Origin of the sequence: Lacisediminimonas sp., from assembly GCF_030645335.1 — a bacterium.
Lineage (GTDB): Bacteria > Pseudomonadota > Gammaproteobacteria > Burkholderiales > Burkholderiaceae_D > Lacisediminimonas.
Map to the genome: position 1 here is coordinate 1 of NZ_JAUSNH010000260.1, position 23,551 is coordinate 23,551.

At 60.6% G+C, this 23,551-nt stretch carries 28 protein-coding genes; 5 read left to right on the top strand and 23 right to left on the bottom strand.

Annotation, left to right across the window (positions count from 1 at the left end):
- Together Q7T64_RS17875 and ruvA are read right to left on the bottom strand one after the other, a co-directional pair.
- Nucleotides 1-323 (bottom strand): AAA family ATPase (locus Q7T64_RS17875; protein WP_304798717.1); only part of this gene is annotated, 323 nt, incomplete at its 3' end.
- Nucleotides 324-342: 19 nt separating this feature from the next.
- The gene (gene ruvA / locus Q7T64_RS17880) at nucleotides 343-921 is read right to left on the bottom strand and encodes a Holliday junction branch migration protein RuvA (RefSeq protein WP_304798720.1); all 579 of its coding nucleotides are present in this window, start codon (nucleotides 919-921) and stop codon (nucleotides 343-345) included.
- A 101-nt stretch (nucleotides 922-1,022) separates the two neighbouring features.
- Here ruvA and Q7T64_RS17885 point away from each other — a divergent pair, with 101 nt between their 5' ends.
- A complete protein-coding gene (locus Q7T64_RS17885; protein WP_304798723.1) occupies nucleotides 1,023-1,496 on the top strand; it encodes a hypothetical protein in 474 nt (157 codons plus the stop codon).
- Between the two features lie 45 nt (nucleotides 1,497-1,541).
- Here Q7T64_RS17885 and ruvC read toward each other — a convergent pair whose 3' ends face one another.
- From ruvC to tyrS, 8 genes are all read right to left on the bottom strand, one after another.
- Nucleotides 1,542-2,084 (bottom strand): crossover junction endodeoxyribonuclease RuvC, encoded by a 543-nt coding sequence (ruvC, locus tag Q7T64_RS17890; RefSeq protein ID WP_304798726.1) that lies wholly within the window; start codon nucleotides 2,082-2,084, stop codon nucleotides 1,542-1,544.
- Between the two features lie 16 nt (nucleotides 2,085-2,100).
- Entirely contained in the window at nucleotides 2,101-3,660 is a 1,560-nt protein-coding gene (gene purH, locus Q7T64_RS17895; protein ID WP_304798728.1) for a bifunctional phosphoribosylaminoimidazolecarboxamide formyltransferase/IMP cyclohydrolase, read from the bottom strand.
- A gap of 148 nt (nucleotides 3,661-3,808) precedes the next feature.
- The gene (locus Q7T64_RS17900; protein WP_304798731.1) at nucleotides 3,809-4,042 is read right to left on the bottom strand and encodes a Fis family transcriptional regulator; all 234 of its coding nucleotides are present in this window, start codon (nucleotides 4,040-4,042) and stop codon (nucleotides 3,809-3,811) included.
- 34 nt (nucleotides 4,043-4,076) lie between these two features.
- Nucleotides 4,077-5,093, bottom strand: coding sequence for a tRNA dihydrouridine synthase DusB (gene dusB / locus Q7T64_RS17905; protein ID WP_304798734.1), 1,017 nt, complete (start codon nucleotides 5,091-5,093; stop codon nucleotides 4,077-4,079).
- 77 nt (nucleotides 5,094-5,170) lie between these two features.
- Entirely contained in the window at nucleotides 5,171-6,253 is a 1,083-nt protein-coding gene (locus Q7T64_RS17910) for a GGDEF domain-containing protein (protein WP_304798737.1), read from the bottom strand.
- Between the two features lie 163 nt (nucleotides 6,254-6,416).
- Nucleotides 6,417-7,082, bottom strand: a complete 666-nt coding sequence (locus Q7T64_RS17915) for a histidine phosphatase family protein (protein ID WP_304798739.1) — start codon at nucleotides 7,080-7,082, stop codon at nucleotides 6,417-6,419.
- Between the two features lie 18 nt (nucleotides 7,083-7,100).
- Nucleotides 7,101-7,556, bottom strand: a complete 456-nt coding sequence (gene dtd, locus Q7T64_RS17920) for a D-aminoacyl-tRNA deacylase (protein ID WP_304798742.1) — start codon at nucleotides 7,554-7,556, stop codon at nucleotides 7,101-7,103.
- Nucleotides 7,553-8,794 carry a tyrosine--tRNA ligase gene (gene tyrS, locus Q7T64_RS17925; protein WP_304798745.1) on the bottom strand — a complete coding sequence of 414 codons (1,242 nt, stop codon included), beginning with the start codon at nucleotides 8,792-8,794 and terminating at the stop codon, nucleotides 7,553-7,555. The genes dtd and tyrS overlap by 4 nt, the downstream gene beginning before the upstream one ends.
- 142 nt (nucleotides 8,795-8,936) lie before the next feature.
- Between tyrS and Q7T64_RS17930 the strand changes: the two genes are divergently transcribed.
- Together Q7T64_RS17930 and Q7T64_RS17935 are read left to right on the top strand one after the other, a co-directional pair.
- Nucleotides 8,937-10,301 carry a M23 family metallopeptidase gene (locus Q7T64_RS17930; RefSeq protein WP_304798748.1) on the top strand — a complete coding sequence of 455 codons (1,365 nt, stop codon included), beginning with the start codon at nucleotides 8,937-8,939 and terminating at the stop codon, nucleotides 10,299-10,301.
- 136 nt (nucleotides 10,302-10,437) lie between these two features.
- Nucleotides 10,438-11,604: an anhydro-N-acetylmuramic acid kinase gene (locus tag Q7T64_RS17935; protein WP_304798751.1), complete on the top strand. Its 1,167-nt coding sequence runs from the start codon at nucleotides 10,438-10,440 to the stop codon at nucleotides 11,602-11,604.
- A gap of 125 nt (nucleotides 11,605-11,729) precedes the next feature.
- Here Q7T64_RS17935 and erpA read toward each other — a convergent pair whose 3' ends face one another.
- From erpA to rplM, 6 genes are all read right to left on the bottom strand, one after another.
- Entirely contained in the window at nucleotides 11,730-12,080 is a 351-nt protein-coding gene (erpA, locus tag Q7T64_RS17940; RefSeq protein ID WP_304798754.1) for an iron-sulfur cluster insertion protein ErpA, read from the bottom strand.
- A 54-nt stretch (nucleotides 12,081-12,134) separates the two neighbouring features.
- Nucleotides 12,135-12,536 carry a polymer-forming cytoskeletal protein gene (locus Q7T64_RS17945; protein WP_304798757.1) on the bottom strand — a complete coding sequence of 134 codons (402 nt, stop codon included), beginning with the start codon at nucleotides 12,534-12,536 and terminating at the stop codon, nucleotides 12,135-12,137.
- Nucleotides 12,537-12,546: 10 nt separating this feature from the next.
- Nucleotides 12,547-13,230, bottom strand: coding sequence for a DUF6776 family protein (locus tag Q7T64_RS17950; protein WP_304798760.1), 684 nt, complete (start codon nucleotides 13,228-13,230; stop codon nucleotides 12,547-12,549).
- 88 nt (nucleotides 13,231-13,318) lie between these two features.
- Nucleotides 13,319-14,362, bottom strand: coding sequence for an N-acetyl-gamma-glutamyl-phosphate reductase (argC, locus tag Q7T64_RS17955; RefSeq protein ID WP_304798763.1), 1,044 nt, complete (start codon nucleotides 14,360-14,362; stop codon nucleotides 13,319-13,321).
- 153 nt (nucleotides 14,363-14,515) lie between these two features.
- On the bottom strand, nucleotides 14,516-14,908 hold the full coding sequence (gene rpsI / locus Q7T64_RS17960) for a 30S ribosomal protein S9 (RefSeq protein ID WP_304798766.1): 393 nt from the start codon (nucleotides 14,906-14,908) through the stop codon (nucleotides 14,516-14,518).
- Nucleotides 14,909-14,917: 9 nt separating this feature from the next.
- Nucleotides 14,918-15,349, bottom strand: coding sequence for a 50S ribosomal protein L13 (gene rplM, locus Q7T64_RS17965; protein WP_304798769.1), 432 nt, complete (start codon nucleotides 15,347-15,349; stop codon nucleotides 14,918-14,920).
- A 247-nt stretch (nucleotides 15,350-15,596) separates the two neighbouring features.
- On the opposite strand from rplM, the gene Q7T64_RS17970 reads away from it, so the two are divergent.
- A complete protein-coding gene (locus Q7T64_RS17970; RefSeq protein ID WP_304798772.1) occupies nucleotides 15,597-16,043 on the top strand; it encodes an OsmC family protein in 447 nt (148 codons plus the stop codon).
- 28 nt (nucleotides 16,044-16,071) lie between these two features.
- On the opposite strand, the gene coq7 is transcribed toward Q7T64_RS17970, so the two are convergent.
- Nucleotides 16,072-16,698, bottom strand: coding sequence for a 2-polyprenyl-3-methyl-6-methoxy-1,4-benzoquinone monooxygenase (coq7, locus tag Q7T64_RS17975; RefSeq protein ID WP_304798775.1), 627 nt, complete (start codon nucleotides 16,696-16,698; stop codon nucleotides 16,072-16,074).
- Nucleotides 16,699-16,933: 235 nt separating this feature from the next.
- Here coq7 and Q7T64_RS17980 point away from each other — a divergent pair, with 235 nt between their 5' ends.
- The gene (locus Q7T64_RS17980; protein WP_304798778.1) at nucleotides 16,934-17,941 is read left to right on the top strand and encodes a porin; all 1,008 of its coding nucleotides are present in this window, start codon (nucleotides 16,934-16,936) and stop codon (nucleotides 17,939-17,941) included.
- Nucleotides 17,942-18,074: 133 nt separating this feature from the next.
- Here the strand turns inward: Q7T64_RS17980 and Q7T64_RS17985 are convergent, their stop codons facing one another.
- The 6 genes from Q7T64_RS17985 to Q7T64_RS18010 form a co-directional block, all read right to left on the bottom strand.
- A complete protein-coding gene (locus Q7T64_RS17985) occupies nucleotides 18,075-18,734 on the bottom strand; it encodes a DUF3025 domain-containing protein (protein WP_304798781.1) in 660 nt (219 codons plus the stop codon).
- Between the two features lie 191 nt (nucleotides 18,735-18,925).
- Nucleotides 18,926-19,975: a dihydroorotase gene (gene pyrC / locus Q7T64_RS17990; RefSeq protein WP_304798784.1), complete on the bottom strand. Its 1,050-nt coding sequence runs from the start codon at nucleotides 19,973-19,975 to the stop codon at nucleotides 18,926-18,928.
- 23 nt (nucleotides 19,976-19,998) lie between these two features.
- Nucleotides 19,999-21,270, bottom strand: coding sequence for a glycerate kinase (locus tag Q7T64_RS17995; RefSeq protein WP_304798787.1), 1,272 nt, complete (start codon nucleotides 21,268-21,270; stop codon nucleotides 19,999-20,001).
- A gap of 68 nt (nucleotides 21,271-21,338) precedes the next feature.
- On the bottom strand, nucleotides 21,339-22,064 hold the full coding sequence (locus Q7T64_RS18000) for an amino acid ABC transporter ATP-binding protein (RefSeq protein ID WP_304798790.1): 726 nt from the start codon (nucleotides 22,062-22,064) through the stop codon (nucleotides 21,339-21,341).
- A gap of 28 nt (nucleotides 22,065-22,092) precedes the next feature.
- Nucleotides 22,093-22,782 (bottom strand): amino acid ABC transporter permease, encoded by a 690-nt coding sequence (locus tag Q7T64_RS18005; protein WP_304798793.1) that lies wholly within the window; start codon nucleotides 22,780-22,782, stop codon nucleotides 22,093-22,095.
- Nucleotides 22,783-23,532, bottom strand: a complete 750-nt coding sequence (locus Q7T64_RS18010; RefSeq protein WP_304798796.1) for an amino acid ABC transporter permease — start codon at nucleotides 23,530-23,532, stop codon at nucleotides 22,783-22,785.
- Nucleotides 23,533-23,551 lie beyond the last annotated feature (19 nt).

Consider the following 23,551-nt stretch of genomic DNA (forward strand, 5'->3'; position numbering starts at 1 on the left):
AGCAACGCCGCCAGATCGCCGGCACGCTCCAGCACCGGCCCCGAAGTATGGCGCAGATTCACGCCCATTTCGCGGGCGATAATTTGCGCAAGCGTGGTCTTACCCAGACCCGGCGGGCCGAACAACAGCACATGGTCGAGCGGTTCCTGACGCTGTTTGGCCGCCTGAATGAAGATTTCCAGCTGTTCGCGTATTTTTTCCTGGCCGACATATTCGTCGAGCTGTTTCGGGCGCAGTGCGCGTTCGATCGCCTCTTCATTCGGAGAAACCGGCGTGGCGGCAATGATGCGCTGCTCGGTGAAGTTATCAGTTTGTATGCTCATGTGCTGCCCTGGCGTGGTTTCATGCCCTTGAGAGCGACTTCAGCGCCGCCTTGATGCCATCCGACACGCTGCTGGCGGCGGGCACTTGCTTGAGCGCCAGCGTGGCTTCCTTGTCGGAATAACCCAGGGCCAGCAAGGCATTCAGGATATCGGCAGAGTGGTCGCTGCTGGCAGCCGCCGGGCCGCCACCGAGGTCGGCGCCGAGCTTGCCTTTCAACTCCAGCAACAGCCGCTCGGCGGTTTTCTTGCCAATGCCCGGCACCCGGGTCAGGCGCCCCGCCTCTTGCAATGTGATGGCCTGGGCCAGGTCGGCGACCGACATGCCCGACAGGATTGCCAGTGCGGTACGTGCCCCGACGCCCGAGATCTTGATCAGCTCGCGGAACACGCTGCGCTCTTCCGCGCCGCCGAAGCCATACAACAAGTGGGCATCTTCGCGCACTTGCAAGTGTGTCAGCAGGACGACCTTTTCCCCGATCGCGGGAAGATTGTAAAAAGTACTCATCGATACGCTGACTTCGTACCCGACGCCATGACAGTCCACCAGCAACTGTGGTGGATTTTTCTCAAGCAGGACTCCGGAAAGACGGCCTATCATATTTTGCTGGCTCAGAATTCGATTGCTGCATCATACATGACGAGGCCCACGGACCGGCGGCAGAAAACCGGGCATCTAGTCGAGGAGTTTGCAAGCTGGCCATGTCTTATTTCCGCAACCGTTCCAAGCAGGCTTTACCCCTGGATGTACAGCAATCGACCGGCTGGTCGATGCTGCGTACGCTGCTGGGCATCTTGTGGGCCTTGCCGCTGACGCTGTGCGGTTTGCTGCTTGCCGTGCCGATCATGCTGGCCGGTGGCCAGCTCTGCGTGGTCTGGGCCGCAACACCGGCGTTGCTGGTGTCGGGCCGGTTTGCCGACTACCTGCTGGAGCGGCATCCCTTCGGTTCGATGTGCGCGATGGCAGTCGGCCATGTCGTGATCGCCGACCGGCAAAGCCTGACACCGCAAATCCTCACGCATGAACTGGCGCATGTGCACCAGGCCGCGCTATGGGGTGGACTGTTTCCGTTTGCCTATTGTGCGGCAAGCCTGTGGGCGGTGATGCGTGGCGAGGACGCTTACTGGTCCAATGCGTTTGAAGTGGCGGCACGGCGGGCGGAACGCCATGCCTGAGCTGATCGATGCCTGCGCTAGTCGCTGACTGATGCCGGGCGCTGGCTAACCGACCAGCCGGCCGCCGCGCACCCGCAGTCCCTTGCGTCCGAGCGCCGGCGCGAAGGCTTGCAGCGCCTTCAGGGCGTCGCCGCTATGGGCATGGCAAATCGCCACGCCCAGCGCGTCGGCAGCATCGGCGCCCGGCAGGCCGGACAGGCTCAGCAGGCGCTGCACCATATCCTGGACTTGTTGCTTTTGCGCCTTGCCATGCCCGACCACTGCCTGCTTGACCTGCAGGGCGGTATATTCAGCCACCTCCAGATCGGCCTGCACCAGTGCACAGATCGCGGCGCCCCGCGCCTGCCCCAGCAACAGGGTCGATTGCGGATTGACGTTGACGAATACTTTTTCGATGGCGGCGCAGCCTGGCCGGTAGGTCGCAATGACTTCACCGACGCCGGACAGGATCGACTTCAGGCGCTGCGGCAAGTCGCCGTCCGGCGTGCGGATGGTGCCGGACGCAATATAGGCCAGGCGCTGTCCTTCCTTGTCGATCACGCCGAACCCGGTGACGCGCAATCCGGGATCGATGCCAAGGATTCTCACTGGGGCTGGCCCTGGATCAGTGACGGAAATGCCGAACGCCAGTGAGCAGCATCACGATGCCCCGCTCATCGGCGGCTGCGATCACTTCCTGGTCGCGCATCGAGCCGCCGGGCTGGATGACGCAGGTCGCGCCCGCATCGACCACCACATCGAGTCCGTCCCGGAACGGAAAAAACGCATCCGAAGCGACCGCTGAACCAGCCAGGACAAGGCCGGCGTTGTGGGCCTTGATCGAGGCGATGCGCGCGGAATCGACCCGGCTCATCTGGCCGGCGCCCACGCCCAGGGTCATGCCGTTACCGGCAAAAACGATGGCGTTGGATTTGACGAATTTGGCCACACGCCAGGCAAACATCAGGTCGCGCAATTGCTGTGGGGTCGGCTGCAGTTTGCTGACCACCTGCAGCTCGGCCTCGGTGACATTGCGCGTGTCGGGCGACTGCACCAGCAAACCGCCGCCGACCCGCTTGAAGTCATGGGTGTTGACGGCGTCACCGAGCGGGATTTCCAGCAACCGTACATTCTGTTTGGCAGCAAAAAAAGCCAGCGCCTCCGGCGTGAATGCGGGGGCGATCAGGACTTCGACAAACTGTTTCGACACCGCCTGTGCGGTCACGCCATCGACCGCGCGGTTAAAGGCGATGATGCCGCCAAAGGCGGAAGTGGGATCGGTCTGCAGCGCTTTGGCATAGGCGCCGGCAGTGTCGGCAGCAATCGCCACGCCGCACGGATTGGCGTGCTTGATGATGACGCAGGCAGGCTGGTCGAACGTCTTCACGCACTCCCAGGCAGCGTCAGCGTCGGCAATATTGTTGTAGGACAGTTCCTTGCCCTGCAACTGACGATAGTTGGCCAGCGCACCGGGGCCGGCGGCCGGGTCGCGATAGAAAGCGGCCGACTGGTGCGGGTTTTCGCCGTAGCGCATCTGCTGGACTTTTTCGAACTGCATGTTCAGCGTGCCCGGATAGGCGCTGCGCGTTGCATGCTCGCGATCCGCGCCGAGAGATCCCAGGTAATTGGTGATGGCCCCGTCGTACTGCGCGGTATGGGCGAACACTTTCAAGGCCAGGCGGAAACGGGTGTCATAGCTGACCGAGCCGCGCTTGATTTCGTCCAGCACCGGCGCGTAATCGGTCGGATCGCACAATACGACCACGTCGCGATGATTTTTCGCTGACGAGCGCAACATCGCCGGACCACCAATGTCGATATTTTCAATCGCGTCTTCCAGCGAGCACTGCTCACGCGCCACGGTTTGCGCGAACGGATAGAGATTGACCACCACCAGATCAATGGTCGGGATGTCGTGCGCCTGCAGCGACGCCGCATGCGCCGGCAAGTCGCGCCGGGCCAGGATTCCGCCATGCACTTTCGGATGCAGTGTCTTGACCCGGCCATCCAGCATCTCCGGAAAGCCGGTGTAATCGGCCACTTCGGTAACGGGTATTGCGTTATCGGACAGCAGTTTTGCGGTGCCGCCAGTGGACAGGATGTTGACGCCCAGCGCGGACAGCGCCCGCGCCAGCTCCAGCACGCCTGTCTTGTCAGACACGGATATCAGGGCTTGTTTGATCATGGTCATGAAAGGAGAAAGAAGGTGGCCGGAATCGCAGGCCGGACCGTTTGGGTAACCCCGCCGCGACGGCCGGGAAGCACGCGCAATGCAAGTGCAACTGGTTTGCCGGCTGGAGTGCTTGTGAGCTTGTTGGCTTGTTGGCTCGCAATCAGATCAGGCCATGCTGCTGCAACTTCTTGCGCAAGGTGTTTCGATTGATGCCCAACATTTCCGCCGCCTGCGACTGGTTGCCATCGGCACGGGCCATCACGGCTTCGAGTATCGGCTTTTCCACTGTGAAGATCACCATCTCATAAACATTGGTGGGCTGCTGCTCGCCCAGGTCTTTGAAATATCTCTCCAGGCTCTTGCGAACTACATCCTGAATCGTGTCTTTGCTCATGGCTATTATTGGTTTGGGTGTGGTTCAGCAAGCGTCAGGCAGCGCGTCGTTCAGCGCCGAGGGCGTATTGTAACCGCAGGCCTGTTGCCCGCAGCGACTGGAAAAACAGGTCTACTGCGGCCAATTGCTGCGCACAATCTTCGATCCGGTTCATCTGGCGCCGGAAGGCCTCGCCCCCTTCCAGCCCCTGCACATACCAACCGATATGCTTGCGTGCCGTGCGCACGCCGAGATAGTCGCCATAGAATGCGTAATGCGCTTGCAGGTGCTCTTGCATCAAGGCGCGAACTTCGTCAACTTCGGGTGCCGGCAGTTCGTCGCCGGTTGCGAGGTAGTGTGCGATTTCGCGGAATATCCACGGCCGTCCCTGCGCCGCCCTGCCAACCATCACGGCGTCAGCGCCGGTGGCGGCCAGCACCGCGCGCGCTTTCTGCGGCGAATCGATGTCACCGTTGGCGACCACCGGTATTGCGGCCCTGGCCTTTACCGCTGCGATGGTGTCGTATTCGGCCAGGCCGCTGTAGCCGTCGGCGCGGGTGCGGCCGTGCAAGGTCAGCATGGCAATCCCGCTCGACTCCGCAATATGCGCAATGCTCAGTGCATTGCGATGTGCACGGTCCCATCCGGTGCGGAATTTCAGCGTGACCGGAATGTCGACCGCGGCCACCACCGATTCAAGGATGCGCGCCACCAGTTTTTCGTCTTGCAGCAGCGCCGAACCGCACCAGCTGTTGCAGACTTTCTTGACCGGACAGCCCATATTGATGTCGATGACTTGCGCGCCGCGATCGGCGTTGAAACGCGCACACTCGGCTAGCATGTCGGGGTCGGCGCCGGCGATTTGCACTGCGCGCGGCGCCATTTCGCCGTCGTGATTGATGCGCCGCGAAGTCTTTTCGCTGGCCCACAGGCGCGGGTTGGATGCCGCCATCTCGGACACCGCGTAGCCGGCGCCCAGCTGCTTGCAAAGCTGGCGGAATGGACGATCGGTCACACCAGCCATCGGTGCGACGAATACGTTATTGGCCAGCAGGTAAGGTCCGATTTTCACAGGGCTAAAGACGCAAGGCGCATGGGGCGGATGGACAGGGAAAGCCGGCTATTTTAGCGCCTGTGACGGGAAAACGATTACAGGACCGAAGACGGCAATTCGTCGCTCGCGGTCACCAGGCTCTGGTGCGCCTGCATGATCAGGTCATCGATGCCAAGGCTGTGCCGGGTATAAGTTGCCGTGCCGATACGCAGCGCCAGTCGGATCGACCAGTTGCGTACATTGATCGGCTTGTTGCGGAAATGGTCGCCCAGGCTGACGGCCACGGTTTCGGCCTTGTCGTGATCCACGCCGGGCATGATGAACAGGAATTCCGTCCCGGTCCAGCGTCCTCCCAGGTGTCCGGCCGGGATTTGCTCGCTGGCCTCCCGTGCAAACGCGGCGATGACCGCATCCGTGGCATGCAAGCCGTACATGTCGTTGAGCTTGTTGAGCCCGTCAATCCGACAGACAAGGATCGACAGCGGGCGCTCGGTGCGCTCGGCGCGGGCGATTTCCTTGTCGAGCAGCGTCATGCTGTGACGCCGGCCCATCAGGCTGGTCAGTGGATCTTGCTGCGCAACCTGGGTGGCAACCCGCACCAGGTTGGATTGCTTCCAGATGATTTCGCCTACATGGCAAAACGCGCGCATCAGCGGCAGGCCGATCGAATCGAAATAGTCCGGCTGGTCGGCATAGAACACGATCATGCCGCGCAAGCCCGCTTTCTCCGAGCGAAGCGGCGCCGCCAGGGCGCTGCAGACCGAACTGGCCGCGGGGTCGCGTTGCCAGGGTGCAAACAAGCCCTGGTTCATCGATGCGTCGTCGCCTTGCGGACGTTGCTGCGAGTGCGGGCCGACATGGTCAAAACAGCTCACTGGCAAAGACCAGTCATGCGATTCAAACTGGCATGGGCCCGAGTAGGCATAGGGTTTTACCGTCTTGGTCAGGCCTTCGGTGAACCCGACCCAGACAAAACGCAGGTGCGGACTGGCGGCCGCGACCACGTCGCACAGCATGCGGATGTTTTCCCGGCCGCTGAATGATTGGGGCAGCGTTTCAAGTACGTTGAACAGCGCAGCACTCAGCAGCGCACGTTCTGTGTCAGCCGATACTTCCGGAGGGGTTCGGCCGACATCGGGCGAGGGCGCGCTTGCGCGTGAAAATAAATTGAACAACATGACAGGCTCTCCGAAGGATCGGGCGAGCGCGGTCCTGCGCGCACTCGACGTTTCGGATCATCCTACAATACATGCCCAAAAAAATGCCTGTCCGAAACAAATATAACTAAATGTCCGATTAACGGATTGGCTATCTACAACAAGCGATCAACCCATTAGCAGATCAACGGTCTATTTCGTCGATTGATGTGGCGAGATGGGCAACAACACCCCATTCGAGCAATTGCAGACCGCCCTGTTCATCCCATCCAAAGCGGTTGATGCTGGCGTTGCGGACATCGAAATTGCGGGCCTGGGTCAGGCTCATGCCGGTTGCCAGGCGGTATGCACAGTCAAGAAAGCCGCCGTGGGTGACGACGATGATCCGCTGGCCGGGGTGCGTGCTGGCGATGTCAGCGAGTGCCTTGCCGACCCGTTCGGCGAATTCAGTCAGCGTTTCGGCCTGCCGCTCGCCTTCCGGATAGCGCGCATCGACCTCGCGCGCCTGCCATCGCGACCAGGCGTCCGGATACCGTTGCTGGACTTCGTCATATAACAAACCCTCGAAGGCGCCAAAACACCGTTCTCGCAGTTGCGGATCGCGGGTGATTTCCAGGTCAAGCAGCGCGGCAATGGGCCGCGCCGTCTGGAAAGTACGATCGAGATCGCTGGAAACCAGTCGATCAAACGGTGCCGGGGCGATGCTGCCCGTGCCGCGCACCAACATCGCAGCCAGGGCCCGCGCCTGCCGTCGTCCTTCGTCATTCAGGGGCGTGTCGATATGGCCCTGCAAGCGGCTTTCTGCGTTCCAGGCGGTCTCGCCATGGCGTACCAGTATCAATTCTGTCATGGCTCTTGTCATAAAAAATCAGTTGGCCGGCGCATGCGGAACGCGCAGCCAGAAAGTGACCGGTCCGTCGTTGGTCAGCGACACTTTCATGTCCGCGCCGAATTGGCCAGTCTTTACCAGTGGATGGCGGGCGCTAGCACGCTGCACGAAATAATCAAACAGGATGCGCCCCCGTTCCGGCGGTGCGGCCGGCGTAAAGGACGGCCGCGTACCCGAGCGTGTGTCGGCCGCCAGCGTGAACTGCGGCACCAGCAGGATGCCGCCGCCGATATCGGTGACGCTGCGATTCATCTTGCCGGCATCATCCGGGAAAACCCGGTAGCTCAGCAGCCGCGAAAGCAGGCTGTCGGCATCGGCTTCCTGGTCATTGCGCTCGGCGCAAAGAAACACCAGCAGTCCGCGTTCGATCTGTCCGACGATGTCGCCATCGACCTCAACGCGTGCATGGCTGACCCGCTGCAGCAGCGCGATCAACTCAATACGACCCGGGCGAACTTGCGCTTGCCGACCTGCACCACAAAGGTGCCGGCGTCCACTTTCAGCGCCTTGTCGGAAATCTGGACGGCATCGATCCGCACCCCACCCTGCTCGACCATGCGCAGCGCTTCCGAAGTCGATGCACACAGGTTCGCCTGTTTCAGCAATTGGCCGATCCCCAGCGGAGCACCCGATAGCGCGACCTCGGGAATGTCGTCGGGAATGCCGCCGCGGGCGCGGTTGTTGAAGTCGGCCAGCGCATCTTCCGCCGCCTGGCGGCTGTGGAAGCGCTCGACGATTTCCTGGGCCAGCAGCACCTTGATATCGCGCGGGTTGCGCCCTTCCCCGACTGACTGACGAAATCCGGCAATATCGGCCAGGCTGCGGAACGACAGCAAGTCGTAATAGCGCCACATCATGTCGTCGGAAATGCTCATCAGCTTGCCGAACATGGTGTTTGCCGGCTCGGTGATGCCGACGTAGTTACCCTTGGACTTGGACATCTTTTCGACGCCATCAAGTCCTTCCAGCAGCGGCATAGTGAGTATGCACTGCGGCTCCTGGCCATAGTCCTTCTGCAGTTCGCGCCCGACCAGCAGGTTGAATTTCTGATCCGTGCCGCCAAGTTCCAGGTCCGAACGCAAGGCCACCGAGTCGTAACCCTGCATCAGCGGATACAGCAATTCATGCACCGAAATCGGCGTGCCGGCCTTGAAGCGCTTGGTGAAGTCTTCCCGCTCGAGTATGCGTGCCACCGTATATTTTGCCGCCAGGCCGATCATGCCGCGCGCACCCAGCGCGTCGCACCATTCGGAGTTGTAGCGGATCTCTGTCCTGACCGGGTCCAGCACCATGCTGGCCTGTGCAAAATAGGTCATGGCGTTCTGTTCGATCTGCTCCCGGGTAAGCGGCGGGCGCGTCACGTTGCGGCCGGACGGATCGCCAATCATCGAGGTAAAGTCGCCGATCAGAAAGATTACGTGGTGGCCCAAATCTTGCAGTTGCCGCATCTTGTTCAGGACGACCGTATGGCCCAGATGCAGGTCGGCGGCGGTGGGATCCAGGCCAAGCTTGATCCTCAATGGCTGGCCACTGGCCTCGGACCGGACCAGTTTTTGGACGAATTCGCTCTCGATCAGGACTTCTTCCGCACCACGTTTCGTGACCGTAAGGGCGTGTTGCACTGCGTCAGTGACGGCGATAGGGGCTGTTGCCTGGTCGGGTGATGCGTTCATTTTGGGTAGGGATGAGCAATTTCAGTTGGGCACTGGAGGTGCTTTGTTATAATGGCCCCTCTTTTTTCCAGGCTTTCCGATTGGCACACCGAAGCACGACCCGAAAAGAAGAGCGACAAAACGGTGAATTTTAACGTATTGAATGGTCGACACTACTAAATTGAAATCCTGGATCGAACGGCGCAAGCACCAGTTGAGCTCACGGAAGAACCGCATCGTTGCGGCGGCTTCGGTATTCCTGGCCCTATGCGCTTTCGGTGCTGCCGGCGTTGCGCCGATGGCGCCCGATGCCGCCGACTTGCCGGTTCGTTCCGTGCAGGAAGACTTGAACCTGCCATCTCTGGCGCAACAGATTGCCCAATTCACGCCAGAACCCCAAATATTCATCAGCGAAGAAAAGGTCCGTTCCGGCGACACCCTTGCCACGCTGCTGCAGCGGCTTGGCGTCAGCGATGAAGCTGCCGCCACCTATATCAAGAGCGACAGCCGGGCCCGTGCGCTGATGCAGTTGCGGCCAGGCCGCCGCGTGCAGGCATCGGTCAATGCCAGTGGCGCCTTGCAAACCATCAGCACCACCGTCACCGACGGCCGGGACAACCCGTACCGGAACATCGTCGTCACCCGTGAAGGTGAACGCTTCCGCACGGATGAAGTTGCCGCCCCGGTCGAAAAGCGCATTGAAATGCGCACCGCGAATATCCGTTCCTCCTTGTTTGCCGCAACCGATACTGCCCAGATTCCCGATGCGGTCGCGCTGCAACTGGTCGAAATGTTTTCGACCAATATCGACTTCGCGTCCGACCTGCGTCGTGGCGACAATTTCAGCGTGGTCTATGAAACCTATTGGCAAGGTGGCGATTACCTGCGCGCCGGCCGCGTGCTTGCCGCAGAGTTCAAGAACGCCGGCGCAACCTACCAGTCGGTCTGGTTCGACGAGCCAGGCTCGCGCCAGGGTGGCGGTTATTACGGCTTTGACGGCAAATCGCTGAAAAAGGCCTTCCTGAAATCGCCGCTTGAATTTTCCCGGGTCTCTTCCGGATTTTCGATGCGCATGCATCCGCTGTCGGGCAAGTGGAAGCAGCACAAGGGCGTCGATTTTGCGGCGGCGACCGGCACACCGATCCGCGCTGCAGGTGAAGGCGTGATTGAATTCGCCGGCGTGCAAGGCGGCTACGGCAATCTCGTCGTCATCAAGCACTGGTCCAATTACACGACGGCTTATGCCCACATGAGCCGGTTCGCAGCAGGCATTCGCAAGGGGGCGAAGATCTCGCAGGGCGAAGTGATCGGTTACGTTGGCTCGACCGGCTGGTCGACCGGCCCGCACTTGCACTATGAATTCCGCGTCAACAACCAGCCGCGCGACCCGATGACGGTGGATATTCCCAATGCGCAGCCACTGGCCGGCGCTGAACTGCAGCGCTTTCGCACCGTGGCCAGTGACATGACGCATCGGCTGGCCCTGCTGACGCCGCAGGACCAGAATATCAAGCTGGCTGCACGCTGATCCTCACAGCAGGCTTGCCGCCCGGCGCGCCCTGGAACCGGCCATCCGGGGCACCTGATTTTCAGCAGGCGCTGCCGTCACTGGGAAGCGCCGCGCCCTGGCCCAGATTGCCCCTTGGTGACTCCCGGTCATTCCTATGCCAGCTCACAGCCCCCCTTCCTCCCCGCTTGCCGGATCTTTTTTCATCGGCCTGATGTCGGGCACCAGCCTTGACGGCGTAGACGGTGTGCTGGCCGCATTCAACGATGATCCGGAAAACAAGCCGGCAGAGACGCTGGCGCATGCGCATATTCCGTTCACCGGCGCCATGCGTGCGGAACTGATGGCCCTGCAGGCGCCCGGCCACAACGAACTCGATCGCGAGGCACGGGTCGCCAATTCGCTGGCCGGATGTTACGCCAGCTGCGTCAGGCAGTTGCTCAGCCAGTCAGGCGCAGCCCCGCAGTCAGTGCGGGCCGTCGGCGTCCACGGCCAGACGATCCGGCATCGGCCGGAACTCGGCTATACCCGCCAGGCCAACAACCCTGCCCTGCTGGCAGAGCTGTGCGGCATCGATATCATTGCCGACTTCCGTAGCCGCGACATTGCCGCCGGAGGCCAGGGCGCGCCGCTGGTGCCCGCCTTTCACCACGCCGTTTTCGGCTCGCCCCAGGAATGCCGGGTGATCGCCAACATCGGCGGCATTGCCAACATCACCGTGCTTGAACCAGGCGCCGCCAACACCGCCGGCCACGACACCGGTCCCGGCAATGTATTGATGGACTTGTGGATCAGCCAGCAACGCAACCAGGCGTTCGACGCCGGTGGCGCCTGGGCCGCCAGCGGTACGGTCGTCCCGGCATTGCTGGCCCGCCTGTCGGGCAACGCCTATTTCGAGAAAGCGCCGCCCAAGAGTACAGGAAGGGATCTGTTCCACCACGAATGGCTGGCTGCCCACCTTGCTGCTGTACAGACGTCAGGCAAGCTGCGCCCGGAAGACATACAAAGAACGCTGTGTGAACTGACTGCAGGCACGCTGGCGAGCGCGATCCGTCGCAGCGCGCCTGACACACGAGCCGTGTTTGTCTGCGGCGGGGGTGCATTCAACGTTTTTCTGATGCAGCGCATTCAAGAAGTACTCGATGGCAGCGGCGTGCGCGCCACAGTCGGTACCACCGAGGCATTGGGAATTGAACCCATGCATGTCGAGTCGCTGGCTTTTGCCTGGCTGGCCCGGCAGTTCACCCAGCGACGCCCGGGCAATCTTCCCGCGGTGACCGGCGCGCGCGGTGCGCGGATATTAGGCGCCTTGTATCCTGCGTGAGAATCGTTGAAGGCGCACGAAAGGCTGCTGCGTAGCGCGACATGCGTGCGAAAACAGGAGGTAAGCCAGCGAGAATGAAAAAAGCGCGGCGAACGCCGCGCTTCTTGACCGGGACCGACCGGCAATCAGGCTGAGAAGGAAGATCCGCAGCCGCAGGTTGTCGTCGCATTCGGATTCTTGATCACGAACTGCGCGCCTTCCAGGTCATCCTTGTAGTCGATCTCTGCGCCGACCAGGTACTGGTAGCTCATCGAGTCGATCAGCAACTGGACGCCATTCTTGTCCATCGTCGTGTCATCTTCATTGACGATTTCGTCGAACGTGAAACCATACTGGAAGCCAGAACAGCCCCCGCCCTGCACGAACACACGCAGCTTCAGGTCCGGGTTTCCTTCCTCGTCGATCAACTGCGCGACCTTGGCGGCGGCGCTATCGGTAAAGACGATCGGAGCGGGCATTTCGGTAACAGCATTCATTTCAAACTCCTGCAGATCGGTGTGCGAAAAAAGATTATAGCCCTTTGCCGGGTTTCAGGCTGAGGTGGCCCGGATCGGCGCGGCCAGCTTCAGGATTTGCTCCCCCGCATGGTCGTGGCTCAGGCGTCCTGATACCAGCGCGCCGCCATGCATTTCCAGCGCCTTGTAGTACACATCGCCAGTTATGCGGGCGTGTGGCTGCAGTTCAAGCAGTTCGGACGAGTAAACCGGGCCGACTATCTCGCCATTGACGACCAGGTGCGCGACCCGCACCTCGCCTTCGACTCGCGCATGCTCTGAAATCACCAGCATGCTGGGCTCGGCCGGATCGGCAATCACATTGCCATTGATGATGCCATCGATGCGCAAGCCACCCTTGAAATGCAGGTTTCCCTCTATCCGTGTCGAGATACCGATCAGGCTGTCGATAGTGTTCTTGGTCTTGTGGCCAAACATGGGCTCTCCTTTACAAGTTCAGGGTCTGCTGCGCACGCACCTGGCCCTTTTCGAGCACAGTCGCCTGGAACGAGCGCGGCGTTACGCCAGCAGGCAAGGTCAGGGTTCCCTCCAGGCGTTGATAATGCCTGAAGCCCAGCTTGAAATTATTGATCTCGGACGACTTTCCTTCAGGAAAATTCAAGCTCAAGGTCCGCCCATTCTGCATCACGGCGACGCTCAGTCGCAGCGATCCCTCAAAATTCGTTGCGCGCTTGCCACCCTGCATTACCAGCAATCGATACTGCAATTGCGTCGGCGCGCTGAGTTCGGCGCTTATTCCACGAATCGCAACGCCTGTGCCGCGCGGATCGACGGGGAGCAGGCTTTCAAAAAATGCCAGGTCTTCCTTGATGCGAATATTTTCTGCCTCCAGCAACTTGATCTGGGTTGTCAGCTCTTTCTGGGCGGCGCGTTCTATATTCAACTGGCTTTCCGCCGCGTTGGCGCTGGTCGCCAGTCGGTCGCGCTCGATCCGGAGTTCCGCCAGTTGCCGCACTGCGCTGTCAAGTTCGACCGGCGATGGCCGCGCCGGCATGCCGGCCAGGCTCCGGCCATGATCATAGACCCACGATCCGAGCAGCGCACCCAATCCGAGCAGGACCACGCCGAACACGATCCTGGCCGGCCACGGCATCGCGGTAGTCACCGTCATGCGGGGTGCGGAAATGGAGCGCCGCCGGAGCCACAGTTTGACTTTCACGGACCCTCACCGTACTGCATCAGCGGGAATGAACCAGCGCTCAGGGGAGTACCGGCACATGCATCAGGCCGGCCGCTTCATCCAGCCCGAACATGATGTTCATGCACTGCACACCCTGGCCTGCCGCACCTTTGACCAGGTTATCTTCGACTACCAGGATGACCAACAAATCCCCATTGCCAGGCCGGTGCACCGCGATGCGCATCATGTTGGAGGCGCGCACCGAGCGTGTTTCCGGGTGGCTTCCGGCAGGCATGACGTCGACGAAACGCTCCTGGGCGAAATGATTTTCGTACAAGGCCTGGAAGTCGGTGTCGCGCGCCTCGGGCAGCAGTTGTGCGTAGAGGGTCGAATGAATGCCCCGGATCATCGGCACCAGGTGCGGAACGAACGTCAGCCCGACCTTGCGCCCCGAGATTGCTTCAAGTCCCTGCACCGTCTCCGGCAGATGACGGTGGCCTTTTACGCCGTAAGCCTTGAAATTGTCGGATGCTTCGGCCAGCAGGGTCGATATTTCCGCCTTGCGGCCGGCACCGGACACGCCTGACTTGCAATCGGCGATCAAGCCCAGTTCGTTGACCAGTGGCTTGCCCTGAGCCAGCAAGGGCGCCAATCCGAGCTGCATGGAGGTGGGATAACAGCCAGGCAGCCCAATGACACGGGCGCCTTTTATCTGCTCGCGGTTGACTTCCGGCAGACCGTAGACCGCTTCTTCGAGGATATCCGGGCACGCATGGGGCATGCCGTACCAGGTCTCGAACGTCTTGGTGTCGCGCAGCCGAAAATCGGCCGCCAGGTCGATCACCTTGACGCCGGCCGCCAGCAGTTCACGTGCTTGCGCCATGGCGACGCCATGCGGCGTTGCAAAAAACACCACATCGCAAGCGCCAAGGTCCGCCTTTTCCGGCGCCGAGAAACAAAGCGACACATGGCCGCGCAGCGAAGGATACATGTCTGCCACCGGCAGGCCGTCCTCCTTGCGCGAGGTGATTGCAGTGAGCTGAACCTGCGGGTGCGCACAGAGTATCCGCAGTAATTCCACTCCGGTATAGCCAGTGCCGCCTACGATGCCTACCTTGATCATGTTGTGCCGTGCCTGCTTGTGTTGAGTTGGGTTGCTTGCGTGGAGAGAGGATTCTAGCAGCACCGGGATTTGCCGCCCGGCTGCGGGCGCCGACGTAAAAAAAGCTGCCAGGCTGGTGCCGGGCAGCTTCTTCGAACAACGCGCCTGAGGTGCTTAGCGCTTCGAGAACTGCTTGGCGCGACGTGCTTTGCGCAGGCCGACCTTTTTACGCTCGACTTCACGCGCATCGCGTGTGACGAAACCAGCGCGGGCCAGTTCTGGCTTCAGCGTTGCGTCATAGTCGATCAGTGCACGCGTGATGCCGTGACGAACCGCGCCAGCCTGGCCGGATTCGCCGCCACCGTTGACGTTGACCATGATGTCGAAAGTCGTGACATTGTTGGTCAGTTCCAGCGGCTGACGGATCACCATCAGGCCGGTCTCGCGCGAGAAGTAATCGCTGGCGAGCTTGCCGTTGACCATGATCTGGCCAGATCCGGACTTCATGAAGACACGGGCGACTGCGCTCTTGCGACGTCCGGTGCCATAGTTATAAATACCGATCATGTCCGTTCCTTAGATCTCGAGTGGCTTGGGCTGCTGCGCCGAGTGCGGATGACTGTCTTCCGCATACACTTTCAGCTTTTTGATCATGGCGTAACCGAGCGGGCCCTTGGGCAGCATGCCCTTGACGGCCTTCTCCAGCGCACGACCCGGAAAACGCTGTTGCATCTTCTCGAAGCTGGTCTTGTAAATGCCACCTGGATACGTGCTGTGGCGATAATAAATCTTGTCCGTTGCCTTGGCGCCCGTAACGCGCAGCTTGCCGGCATTGACGACGACGATGAAATCCCCGGTGTCGACGTGGGGAGTGAATTCCGGTTTATGCTTGCCGCGCAGTCGGCGTGCCACTTCGCTGGCAACACGTCCGAGAATTTTATCTGTCGCGTCAATCACGAACCAATCGCGTTGGACTTCATGGCCCTTCGCGGAAAAGGTTTTTTGCATGATGACTACCTGTCTGAAATGAAGGCCCTGTTGCGGTGGTTCCCCTGACCGGACTGCTGTCACGGGACTCATCCTTGTTGTCCATCTTCCGGGCACAATAAGAAGAACCGAAAAGTATAGCGTTTTCAAGTAGTTGGCGTCAACACCCACGTGCTTCCAAGCGCCCGGAACCCGGCAGGCTGCAAAAAAAGCGCCTGCCCGGCTAAAATTCATCCTCACACATATATATAGAAGATTGGAACCCATCATGGAATGCACGGTACGCTGGACCGGATTGTCCGGCATGACCTTCCTGGCCGAAACCGGCTCCGGACATGTCGTGACGATGGATGGCGCGCCGGACGGCGGCGGACGTAACCTGGCGCCACGGCCGATGGAAGTGGTGCTGGCAGGTACCGGCGGCTGTACCGCCTATGACGTCGTGGTGATCCTGCGCAAGAGCGGCCAGGACATTCGCGGCTGCGATGTCACGCTGAAATCCGAGCGGGCCGAAAAAGACCCCAAGGTATTCACTGCGATCAACTTCCATTTCACCATTCGCGGACGCAACCTGAAAGCCAACCTGGTCGAACGGGCAATCAAGCTGTCGCATGAAAAATACTGTTCGGCCTCGATCATGCTGGAAAAAAGCGCGGTAATGACTCATTCCTTCGAAATCATCGACGACCTGGAGAGCCCGCCGGCGGCCAGTTGACGCAGCCCGGGCTACGCTCGCCATCGATTCATATACGGTAGGCGAGCGTCGTCATCACTTTTGCCATGCCTTGCATGGCCGTCTTGATCGGCAGCGGAAGCTCGGCGGCGCCCAGCGCCTTGGCTGCCGCGCCGTGCTCGATCTCGTCTTGCCGCATCTGATCGACGATTGCCCTCGACTTTGCATCTGCTGCGGGCAGCGTGCGCAAATGCTGATCCAGATGCGCTTCGACCTGGCGCTCGGTCTCGACCACACAGCCCAGGCTCCTGGCGTCGCCCATTTTCGCCATCGCGGCGCCGACCAGGAATGCGCCGCCATACCAGAGCGGATTGAGCAGGCTGGTGCGCGAGTTGAGCTCAGCCAGCCGTTGCGCGGTCCACGCCAGGTGATCTTCCTCTTCCCGGCCGGCCCGCTCGAATTGGCGGCGCGTCTCGTCATTGCGCGAAAAAGCGCCTTGCGCGTCATACAGCGCCTGGGCGCAGACTTCGCCGACGTGATTGACACGCATCAGCCCGGCGCTGTGGCGGCGATCGGCGTCGGTCAAACCCTGCTCTGCCAGCGCGGCCGACGGATTTGGCCGGCTTGCGCGGGCGACACCAGCCATCACGCGCAATGCGCGGTCGAAACCAGTTATCAAACGTTCAATTGTTGCCATTTTCCCATTGGTAAACTGTGCTCGTTATGGGGAAACCGTTGCTGGTTTGCGACACATCGCCCCGAATAGTGATCCAATCACCAAAATTTCTTTGCCCTGCGCCCGTCAATTTGATGAAATGGCTACCAGCTTCTCAATCGCTTGGTTCTGAAGCGTCAGCAGGGACGTCCACTAGTGGTTCTTGTTGAAGGCCGCAAAATAAATTTTAGCACTACAACTCTCTGGAGATTACCCAATGAAAAAAACCCTACTCGCGCTCGCAGTCCTGGGCACAGTCGGTGCAGTGCACGCTCAGACCGCCGTTGTGATTGATGGCTCGATGGATACTTCGGTCATGAACCGTGCTGCTGCAAGCGGCGCGAACACGACGACTCTGGAAAAAAACCAGCGCAACACCAACTACATCGGCATCAGCGGCACGGAAGACTTGGGCAAAGGCCTGAAGGCCATGTTCCAGATCCGTACCGCCTTCGGTTCTGACGACCACGTCAACGGTTCGGTTACCGGCACTAGCACTGTTGCTTCGACTTCGATCGGCGACCAAAACGCTTGGCTCGGTCTGCAAGGCGGTTTCGGTACAGTCAAGCTGGGTCGTGACCTGACTCCTCAGTTCAACCAAGTTTCGGCTTACTCGGTCTTCGGCACGGGCTTCCTGCGTAACTTCGCTTCGATGAACGTTGGTACGGCTTCGGCTCGTTGGAGCAACTCGGTCAGCTACACGTCGCCTTCGATGTCCGGCTTGAGCCTGCAAGTCATGACGGCTTCGCGCTATGAAGTTTCCGGCGCAGCGACGACTATCGCCGGCACACCACAAGGCACACCACTGAGCGCACGCGTTGCGTACGGTGCAGGCCCCCTGAGTGTTGGCGTGGCAGCTACCCGCAACGGCGCTGCTCCAGAAACAATCTGGAACGTCGGTGGTGCGTATAACTTCGGCGTCGCTACCCTGAAAGCACAATATGAGCGCGACAACAACACAGCTGGCTCCCCAAGCAACCGTAACGGTTGGTTGATTGGCGCTGAAGGCGCATTGCCAGGAACGGCGATGGTCCTGAAGGCACAATACGCCAAGCGTAACGCTGTTGGCGCAACCGGTTCGGGCGTTACTGCTTCCAAAGCCTGGGGCTTGGGCGCTGACTACAACCTGAGCAAGCGTACGACCGCTTATCTGTACTACGGCAAGGTTGACCTGGCTGTTGGCGGCAACCGCGACACAGTCCTGGGCGTTCGTCACGGATTCTAATTTTGCGCCGGCTCCGGCCGGTTGCGGTTAGATTTGAAGCCACCCTTCGGGGTGGCTTTTTTACGTCTGTGCATAACGAACCTGAACGATTTGCCGCCGATGGCTAGTGCTGGGCAATTGCGCACGGTAACCCTCATTGCCCCACTTTTTTGCGGCTTGCCAGCCGAAACACGACCTCGTTTTCATAGAACGCAGCATCCTGCGTCGGATGCCATCCTGGAAACCCGAGCACGGGCACCGGAAAGAATACTGCGGTGGATGTCGTCGGCGATAGCAGCGATGCGGTAATTTGATCGAGCTCGGCATGCGCAGCGACCCGCGCCAGGGGTAAGGTGAAACTCGGGTCTATCAATGGCAAGCAGTGTCCGGTGATGGCCGCATAGGGTCGGACCAGCTTCTCCAGCAAGGCATGTCCGAAGATGATGACATCATAGGAACGGCCAAACTGTTCCTTGCACTCCAGGAGTGCCGTTGACCATTGCCGGTCAATCAGCGCGTTGACCAGCTCGCGGTCCCGTGCAATGAAAAGCATGCCGTTTTCATCAAAGATGGTTGCCGCGTCGCGTAATGCCCCCCGGCTGTTCCCTACACGGTATGCGCCTGGTCCTGATTCAAGTGCCAGCTTTTGCAACTGCTTGAATTGCAATTGATTCAGCCGCGCTTTGGTTTGCGGAAATCCGAGCCAAACCAACGCGTTGAAGAAATCATGCAGGTTGTCCCGTGTCGGAACGCATCCGGTGCGGCCGATGTAGGCCTCATAGGGCTCGCCTGCTGGAAGGCTTGCCTGCTGCACGAATTGAACAGGAATGCCGGCAAAGTTGCACAGTTGCCGCTGCTGCGCCGCGTGGTTGAGCGCAGAGCGCCAGTCCGGCGACGAAGCGATCGAGCGCCCGTCGCCGGCATACGGCGACAGCCAGGGCGCGGACCAGTCAATCCCTGCAAGAAAAGAGGCGGTCATTGGCACTCACCGCGCAGGCTGCGGATTCAGGCCATCCGCCAGCCGAGCGTGCCACCGGCATCCAATGGAACAAGCACGGTGTCGCCCATTGGCAACTCGTCGGGTACCTGCCATGACTGACGTTTCAGTGTGATCGAACCGGCATTGATGGGCAGTCCGTAAAAAACTGGCCCATGCAGGCTGGCGAATCCTTCCAGCTTGTCGATCGCGCCGGCACGGTCAAATGCTTCGGCATAAAGTTCAAGTGCATGCAGGGCGGTATAGCATCCGGCGCAACCGCAAGCGTGTTCTTTCAGGCCCTTGGGATGTGGCGCCGAATCTGTGCCGAGAAAGAAGCGGCGGTTGCCGGACACTGCGGCCGCAAGCAGCGCCTGCCGATGCTCCTCGCGTTTCAATACCGGCAGGCAGTAGTAGTGCGGGCGGATGCCACCACGGAAAATCTCGTTGCGGTTGTACAGCAGATGATGTGCAGTGATGGTCGCGCCAATGGCTCCCGGCGCATCGGCGACATACTGCGCCGCGTTTTTCGTCGTGATATGTTCAAACACGAGCTTGAGGGCCGGGAAATCAGCCCGCAAAGGTGTCAGCACCTGGTCGATGAACACGGCTTCCCGATCGAAAATATCGATCTCCGGATCGGTCACTTCGCCATGCACCAACAAGGGCATGCCAACTTCCTGCATCGCCTCCAGCGCTGCCACGCACTTTCCCAGGTCGGACACGCCGGCGTCGGAATTGGTGGTCGCACCGGCCGGATAGAGCTTGACCGCGTGCACCAGGCCGCTGGCTTTGGCGCGGCGTATTTCATCGCCCGATGTGTTGTCGGTCAGGTAAAGCGTCATCAGCGGCACGAAATCGGCGCCAGCCGGCAAGGCTTGCAGGATACGCGCGCGGTACGCAAGCGCCTGCGCGGTCGTGGTGACTGGCGGGCGCAAGTTCGGCATGACGATGGCGCGCGCGAACTGGCGCGCAGTATGCGGCAGGACGCTGGCCATGGTTGCGCCGTCGCGCAGGTGCAGGTGCCAGTCGTCTGGCCGGGTGATCGTGATGCTGTTCATGTCGATTTCGATGTGCATGGAAAGGCAAGCTGCTGGCGATACTAGACGACCAGGATGACCCGATAGTCGTTGACGTTGGTCCTGGTCGGGCCGGTGATGATGAGGTCGCCCAGCGCAGCAAAGTAACTGTAGCCGTCATTGTTGGCCAGCATCTTTTGCGCGCTCAGCCCTTTTCCCTCGGCCCGGGCCCTGGTGTCCGGTGTCAGGATCGCTCCGGCATTATCCTCGGTACCATCGATGCCGTCGGTGTCGGCGGCCATCGCATAGACGCCGGGCATGTCGCCGAGTTCAACCGCCAGCGACGCCAGGAATTCTACGCAGCGTCCGCCACGGCCAGTACCTCGTACCGTCACCGTACATTCGCCGCCGGAGATCAGCGCGACCGGCGCCTTGAATGGCTGCTGGTGCAGCCGGGTCTCCTTGACCAGCGCCGCATACACTTTGGCGACTTCCGCCGCTTCACCAGTCACGGTATCACCCAGCACTACCGGGGTAATTCCCCGCGACCGGAAAAAGGCAGCCCCGGCTTCCAGGCTCTGGTGGGCTGTGGCGATGACGTGGTTCCGGACGCGGGCAAACAGGGGGTCTCCCGGTTTGGGGGTTTCCTTCACTTGTCCGGCAGCGCCGGATTCCAGATGTCGCTGTACCGATGCCGGCGCCACCACCTCATAGCGTTGCAGCACCGCCAGTGCGTCCTGGTAGGTCGACGGGTCCGGACAGGTAGGACCCGACGCTATCGCACTCGGATCGTCGCCAGTGACATCACTGACGATCAGTGTGAGGACCGGCGCCCGGCAAGCACAAGCCAGCCAGCCGCCCTGGATGCGGGACAAGTGCTTGCGGACAATGTTCATCTCCGTAATGGGCGCACCGGACTTCAACAGTGACTTGGTGACGGCCTTCAGGTCAGCCATGTCGACACCGGCGACCGGCAAGGACAGCAGGCTCGATCCGCCGCCGGATACCAACGCGATCAGCAAGTCGTCCTCGGTCAGGGTGGACACACGGTGGGCTATTTCGGCGGCCGCCTTCTCGCCGGCGTCGTCAGGAACCGGATGCCCGGCCTCCACCACGGTCACGCGGGCGGTGGGCAGGCCATGCGCGTAGCGCGTGACGACCAGGCCTTCCAGCGACGCGCTGGCCGGCCACGCCAGTTCGACTGCGCGCGCCATGCTGGCCGCTGCCTTGCCGGCGCCGACCACGAGTGTCTTGCCTTTCGGTGGCGGCGGCAAATGTGCTGCAACGATCTTCAGCGGGTCGGCGGCGGCGACTGCCTCCTGAAAACTCGCCAGCAGGAGTTCTTTGTAATCCATTTCGGTGATTGTCCTGCGATGATGAAGGCGTCAACTATAACCGCAACCCGCGGCTCCGGGGCAGGTGCTCAGTGAATGATGCGGGTCAGGAAATCGCGCGCCCGTTCTGATTGCGGCGTGTCGAAGAATGCGTCTTTTGGCGTGTCTTCAATGATTTTCCCGTGATCCATGAAGACGACACGGTGCGCCACCCGGCGCGCAAAGCCCATTTCATGGGTCACGACCATCATCGTCATGCCGTCGCGGGCGAGTTGTGTCATGACGTCCAGGACTTCATTGATCATCTCCGGGTCGAGCGCGGAGGTCGGTTCGTCGAACAGCATGGCGATCGGGTCCATGCATAGCGCGCGGGCAATCGCCACGCGTTGCTGCTGGCCACCGGAAAGCTGTCCGGGGAACTTGTCCTTGTGCGCCAGCAGACCGACCCGCTCCAGGTACTGCAGCCCGCGCGCGCGCGCTTCTTCCTTGCTGCGACCAAGCACCTTGACCTGGGCGATGTCCAGGTTCTCGCTAACGGAAAGGTGCGGGAAAAGCTCGAAATTCTGGAACACCATGCCAATGCGCGCACGCAAGGCCGACAGGTTGGTGGCGGGATCGTTGACACGGATGCCGTTGACGGTGATGTCGCCTTTCTGGATCGGTTCAAGCCCGTTGACGGTCTTGATCAGCGTCGACTTGCCCGAGCCGGAGGGGCCGCAAATGACGACCACCTCGCCCTTTCTTACCGACAGGCTGCAATCGGCCAGCACCTGGAAGCTGCCATACCATTTGCTGACGTCTTTCATTTCGATCATCTTGGACTTCCTGTCATGTACTTGCGATTCAGCGAACGACCGCCACCCGCTTCTGCAACACTTTCACCAGCGAGGAAAGCGCGAAGCAGATGACGAAATAAACGACCGCCACGAACAGATACATTTCGACCAGCCGGCCGTCGCGTTGCGCCACTTTCGACGCCGCGCCGACGAAATCGGTGATCGACAGCACATAGACCAGCGAGACATCCTGGAACAGCACGATAGTTTGTGTCAGCAGCAGCGGAATCATGTTGCGGAAAGCTTGCGGCAAGACGACGTTGCCCATCGCCTGCCAATAATTCATGCCGAGCGCCTGGGCTGCATGCACCTGTCCGCGCGATACGGATTGAATGCCGGCCCGCATGATCTCGCAGAAATACGCAGCCTCGAACAAGATAAATGTGATCAGCGATGAGGAGAAAGCACCGACCTTGATCGGCTCCGGCGCACCGATCAACCAGGCGCCGATGTAGGGCACCAGGAAGTAAAACCAGAAGATGACCAGTACCAGCGGGATGGAGCGGATCAGATTCACATAAGCCGCTGCCGCCAGCGACAGCGTGCGAAAGCGCGACAAGCGCATCATCGCCAGCGCCGTGCCGAATACGATGCCGCCGACCATGGCCAGGACGGTCAGCTGCAGCGTGAAGCGCATGCCGGTCGTGAACAGGTATACCCAGGAGCGCTCGATGACGTTGAAGTCGAAATCGGACAATCAGTGCCCTCCACCAGTAGTGGGGCGTGCGATTGTGCCTGGTACGGCAAAGTATTTTTCGAGCCGATGCATCAGGAACACGACAAGGACGTTCAGGACGACATAGATCAGGGTCGCCGCCGTGAACGCCTCGAATACCTGGAAGCTGAATTCCTGCATGGAGCGCGCGCGGGCGGTCAATTCCATCAATCCGATCGTCAAGGCAACCGCGCTGTTCTTGATGACGTTCAGGAATTCACTGGTCAGTGGCGGGATGATGATACGAAATGCCACTGGCAACAATACATGCCGATACGTCTGTACGGGCGTGAATCCGAGCGCCTGCGCCGCCAGCCGCTGCCCTCTCGGGAGAGCCTCGATGCCGGCGGAAACCTGCACGGCAATCCGGCTCGATGTGAAAAAACCGAGGCAGAGCACCGCTGTGATGAAGGCTGAGTTGGGAAGGGCTTTTATCCAGTTGCCCAGTTCAACAGGCAACAGCTCCGGCACGACGAAATACCAGAGGAACATCTGGACTAACAGCGGAATATTGCGAAACAGCTCGATGTAGGCGTTGGCAAGGGCCACCACGCCGCGCCGCGGAACGGTGCGCATCGTTCCTACCAGCGCACCGAGCAGCAGCGCCATGATCCAGGCCAGCATCGCCGTTGCGATTGTCCACAACAGTCCGCTGACCAGCGTGTCGAAGTAGGTTCCGGCGGCGTCCGGGGACATTTCCCAGAAAATCCGCCAGTTCCAGTTGTAGTTCACCCGAGGCCCTCGCTCAGCC

Bases quoted from the DNA above. Each gene is read 5' to 3' on its own strand.
- ruvA (WP_304798720.1), bottom strand. From the start codon at position 921: ATGATAGGCCGTCTTTCCGGAGTCCTGCTTGAGAAAAATCCACCACAG.
- Q7T64_RS17885 (WP_304798723.1), top strand. From the start codon at position 1,023: ATGTCTTATTTCCGCAACCGTTCCAAGCAGGCTTTACCCCTGGATGTA.
- purH (WP_304798728.1), bottom strand. From the start codon at position 3,660: ATGATCAAACAAGCCCTGATATCCGTGTCTGACAAGACAGGCGTGCTG.
- Q7T64_RS17900 (WP_304798731.1), bottom strand. From the start codon at position 4,042: ATGAGCAAAGACACGATTCAGGATGTAGTTCGCAAGAGCCTGGAGAGA.
- Q7T64_RS17910 (WP_304798737.1), bottom strand. From the start codon at position 6,253: ATGTTGTTCAATTTATTTTCACGCGCAAGCGCGCCCTCGCCCGATGTC.
- Q7T64_RS17915 (WP_304798739.1), bottom strand. From the start codon at position 7,082: ATGACAGAATTGATACTGGTACGCCATGGCGAGACCGCCTGGAACGCA.
- tyrS (WP_304798745.1), bottom strand. From the start codon at position 8,794: ATGAACGCATCACCCGACCAGGCAACAGCCCCTATCGCCGTCACTGAC.
- Q7T64_RS17930 (WP_304798748.1), top strand. From the start codon at position 8,937: ATGGTCGACACTACTAAATTGAAATCCTGGATCGAACGGCGCAAGCAC.
- Q7T64_RS17935 (WP_304798751.1), top strand. From the start codon at position 10,438: ATGCCAGCTCACAGCCCCCCTTCCTCCCCGCTTGCCGGATCTTTTTTC.
- erpA (WP_304798754.1), bottom strand. From the start codon at position 12,080: ATGAATGCTGTTACCGAAATGCCCGCTCCGATCGTCTTTACCGATAGC.
- Q7T64_RS17945 (WP_304798757.1), bottom strand. From the start codon at position 12,536: ATGTTTGGCCACAAGACCAAGAACACTATCGACAGCCTGATCGGTATC.
- Q7T64_RS17950 (WP_304798760.1), bottom strand. From the start codon at position 13,230: ATGACGGTGACTACCGCGATGCCGTGGCCGGCCAGGATCGTGTTCGGC.
- argC (WP_304798763.1), bottom strand. From the start codon at position 14,362: ATGATCAAGGTAGGCATCGTAGGCGGCACTGGCTATACCGGAGTGGAA.
- rpsI (WP_304798766.1), bottom strand. From the start codon at position 14,908: ATGATCGGTATTTATAACTATGGCACCGGACGTCGCAAGAGCGCAGTC.
- rplM (WP_304798769.1), bottom strand. From the start codon at position 15,349: ATGCAAAAAACCTTTTCCGCGAAGGGCCATGAAGTCCAACGCGATTGG.
- Q7T64_RS17970 (WP_304798772.1), top strand. From the start codon at position 15,597: ATGGAATGCACGGTACGCTGGACCGGATTGTCCGGCATGACCTTCCTG.
- coq7 (WP_304798775.1), bottom strand. From the start codon at position 16,698: ATGGCAACAATTGAACGTTTGATAACTGGTTTCGACCGCGCATTGCGC.
- Q7T64_RS17980 (WP_304798778.1), top strand. From the start codon at position 16,934: ATGAAAAAAACCCTACTCGCGCTCGCAGTCCTGGGCACAGTCGGTGCA.
- pyrC (WP_304798784.1), bottom strand. From the start codon at position 19,975: ATGCACATCGAAATCGACATGAACAGCATCACGATCACCCGGCCAGAC.
- Q7T64_RS17995 (WP_304798787.1), bottom strand. From the start codon at position 21,270: ATGGATTACAAAGAACTCCTGCTGGCGAGTTTTCAGGAGGCAGTCGCC.
- Q7T64_RS18000 (WP_304798790.1), bottom strand. From the start codon at position 22,064: ATGATCGAAATGAAAGACGTCAGCAAATGGTATGGCAGCTTCCAGGTG.